At 65.4% G+C, this 3,099-nt stretch carries 4 protein-coding genes and 1 tRNA gene; all 5 read left to right on the forward strand.

All coding sequences use genetic code 11. The features are described 5' to 3' along the window. Positions 1 to 194 precede the first annotated feature (194 nt). Positions 195 to 1,094: a dihydrodipicolinate synthase family protein gene (locus ACIPIA_RS13200; protein WP_400510209.1), complete on the forward strand. Its 900-nt coding sequence runs from the start codon at positions 195 to 197 to the stop codon at positions 1,092 to 1,094. A 61-nt stretch (positions 1,095 to 1,155) separates the two neighbouring features. After that, positions 1,156 to 1,231: transfer RNA gene (locus tag ACIPIA_RS13205), tRNA-Trp, on the forward strand. Between the two features lie 57 nt (positions 1,232 to 1,288). Then, a complete protein-coding gene (locus tag ACIPIA_RS13210) occupies positions 1,289 to 2,020 on the forward strand; it encodes a class I SAM-dependent methyltransferase (RefSeq protein ID WP_400510211.1) in 732 nt (243 codons plus the stop codon). A 161-nt stretch (positions 2,021 to 2,181) separates the two neighbouring features. Beyond that, positions 2,182 to 2,376: a preprotein translocase subunit SecE gene (gene secE, locus ACIPIA_RS13215; protein WP_149128638.1), complete on the forward strand. Its 195-nt coding sequence runs from the start codon at positions 2,182 to 2,184 to the stop codon at positions 2,374 to 2,376. Between the two features lie 14 nt (positions 2,377 to 2,390). Next, the gene (nusG, locus tag ACIPIA_RS13220; protein WP_265059856.1) at positions 2,391 to 2,924 is read left to right on the forward strand and encodes a transcription termination/antitermination protein NusG; all 534 of its coding nucleotides are present in this window, start codon (positions 2,391 to 2,393) and stop codon (positions 2,922 to 2,924) included. Positions 2,925 to 3,099 lie beyond the last annotated feature (175 nt).

The following is a 3,099-nucleotide window of genomic DNA, read 5'->3' on the forward strand; positions in this document are numbered from 1 at the left end:
CTGATCGACGCGCATAAATGATCCGGGGAGGGGCGGTGGCGACACTGCCCCTTTTCTTTTGTCTCCTTCCAGCCGTGCCCATGTCTTGAGCGCAAGGGCGACTTCAGCCGCATGGTCTGCGCTGCGCCGGCATTCCATGCTCTCAATCGCTGTGAGAGAGCGGGCCAGCCGCTCCGCTGTGGAGGAGACTGCCCATGCCGTTCAAGCCGCCCTTTCCGGGCATCCATTCGATCGTCTTCGCGCTGTTCGATGAGCACGAGCGGCTCGACCGGGCCGCGATGCGCAAGCAGGCATTGATCAGCGTCGATCTCGATGTCCAGGGCATGGCGGCGCTGGGGCTCGCCACCGAGGTCTCCAAGCTCAGCTTCACAGAGCGCTGCACCGTGATGGAGTGGATGGCCGAGGATGTCGCCGGCAGGAAGCCGCTCGCGTTCACGATCTTCGGCTCCTCGGTGGCCGAGCAGGTCGAGCTCGTGAAGGTCGCCGAGAAGAACGGCGCCGACTGGGTCATCCTGCAGCCGCCGATGGTCGGCAACTTCGGCGCGGCGGAGTACATCAGCTTCTTCGGGCGCATCGCCGACACGACCTCGTTGCCGGTCGCGATCCAGAACGCGCCCGCCTATATGGGGCGCGGTCTCTCTGCCGAGGACATTCGCGAGCTGACGCACCGGCACCCGAACATCGGCCTGATCAAGGGCGAGGGCTCGGTCGTCGAGATCGAGCGGCTGATTGCGGTGACGGAAGGCCGGCTGCCGATTCTCAACGGCCGCGGCGGGCTCGAGCTGATCGACAATTTCCGGGCGGGCTGCAGCGGCATGATCCTGGCGCCCGATACCATCGACCATGCCTTGCGCGCCTATAACCGCTACATGGCCGGCGACGAGGCCGGGGCGGATGCCGCCTATCGCGAGGTCCTGCCGGCGATCACGTTCATCATGCAGTCGATCGAGACGCTGATCTGTTATGGCAAGCGCATATTCGGCGCGCGCTCCGGCATCCCGATCCATGATCGCGGCCCGGCCCTCAGGCCGACCGAATTCGGGCTGAGGCTGGTCGAGCGCTATGCTCGCGAACTCGGTCCCTACAGCAAATGAGGATGACGCGAGATTTCGACTTGAATTGCGCGGCGCCTTGGGGCACATGACGCGCACCTGCAGGGGTATAGCTCAGTTGGTAGAGCGGCGGTCTCCAAAACCGCAGGTCGCGGGTTCGAGCCCTGCTGCCCCTGCCAGTCGTCCCACTGGCGACTGATGATGCGCCCGGAGCCAGGCAGGTTGGCGAGGCGCCCTTGACCCAGAACATCTACGACGACGAGATCTTCTTCGCCGGCTACAGCCAGTTGCCGCGCTCCGTCCAAGGGCTGGCGGGCGCGCCGGAATGGCCGGTATTGCGTTCGATGCTGCCGGACCTCGCCGGCAAGGATGTTCTCGATCTCGGCTGCGGATTCGGCTGGTTCTGTCGCTTCGCGGCAGGCGAGGGGGCTGCAAGCATCCTCGGAGTCGATGTCTCCGGGAATATGCTGGACCGGGCGCGGAGCGAGACGAGCGATTGTGGCGTCGTCTACGAGCAAGCCGATCTCGAGAGCTATGCGCCGCCGGCCGCGGCCTTCGACCTCCTCTACAGTTCGCTCGCCTTTCACTATGTCGCTGATCTCGGCGGCGTGTTCGCGCGCGCCCATGCGGCGCTGCGGCCGGGTGGCGCACTGGTCTGTTCGGTCGAGCATCCGATCATGACGGCGCCGGTGCGGCAGGAATGGCTCGTCGATGCCGATGGCCGCGCGACCTGGCCGGTCAACGGCTATCTCGACGAGGGCGAGCGCGTCAGCAACTGGCTGGCACAGGGCGTGGTCAAGCACCACCGCACCATTGCGACCTATCTCGACCTGCTTCTCGATGCCGGTTTCGCGCTTGGCAGGCTGGTCGAGTGGGCGCCGAGCCGCGAGCAGGTCAGCGCCGAGCCGGGCTGGGCGAAGGAACGCGAGCGGCCCTTCTTCCTGCTGATGGCGGGGAGCCGCAGCTGACAGGCGGGCCCCGAAAGGGTCTTGGCTAAAGGCCTCAGGCGATGTAAGAGGCTTGCAACGACGGCGCGCGACCCTCCCCGGGTCCCGCGCCGCGAATGTTTCAGGACGGCCGATTCGGCGCGCGGCAGGGCCGCCAGCCGCATCGGCACCCGAGGTGGTTCATGGCGAAATCCAATCCCTTCCAGTTCCTGCAGGATGTGCGCTCGGAGGCGTCCAAGGTCACCTGGCCTTCCCGCCGCGAGACGCTGATCACCACGGGCCTCGTGCTCGCCATGGTGGTCGTCTCCAGCCTGTTCTTCCTCTTCACCGACACCGTCATCCGCTGGGTGCTCGGCATCATCCTCGGCGCCCGTTGAACGGAATTACGAACGTGAGCACCCGCTGGTACATCGTCCACGCCTATTCCAACTTCGAGAACAAGGTCGCCCAGTCGATCCGCGACCAGGCGGCGCAGCGCAACCTCGCCGACAAGTTCGACGAGGTGCTGGTGCCGACCGAGAAGGTCGTCGAGGTCCGCCGCGGCCGCAAGGTCGACACCGAGCGCAAGTTCTTCCCGGGCTACGTGCTGGTGAAGTGCGAGATGACCGACGAGGTCTACCACCTCATCAAGAACACGCCGAAGGTCACGGGCTTCCTGGGCGCCGACAAGGCCAAGCCCATGCCGATTCCCGAGCATGAGGCGATGCGGATCAAGGGCCAGGTCGCAGAGGGCATCGAGCGCCCGAAGCCGACGATCGTTTTCGAGGTCGGCGAGCAGGTCAAGGTGGCCGACGGACCCTTCGCATCGTTCAACGGCGTCGTCGAGGATGTCGACCACGCCCGCGCCCGCCTCAAGGTCGCTGTCTCGATCTTCGGCCGCGCCACGCCGGTCGAGCTGGAATACGGCCAGGTCGAGAAGCTCTGAGAACAAAGCTCTGAGAACGATGACGGCCCGAAGTTCGCTTCGGGCCGCTTTCGTTAGGTTAATCGGCTTTTAAGGTCATTTGAGCGATGTTCTGCGCGGTCATCCGACGCAGGGCGCCATGTTCCCCAGTTTCTTCAAGGCCACGGTGCGCCAGCGCCTCACGCTCTGGGCATTG

This window comes from Allobosea sp. CER48 (assembly GCF_044752385.1).
Classification (GTDB): domain Bacteria; phylum Pseudomonadota; class Alphaproteobacteria; order Rhizobiales; family Beijerinckiaceae; genus Allobosea.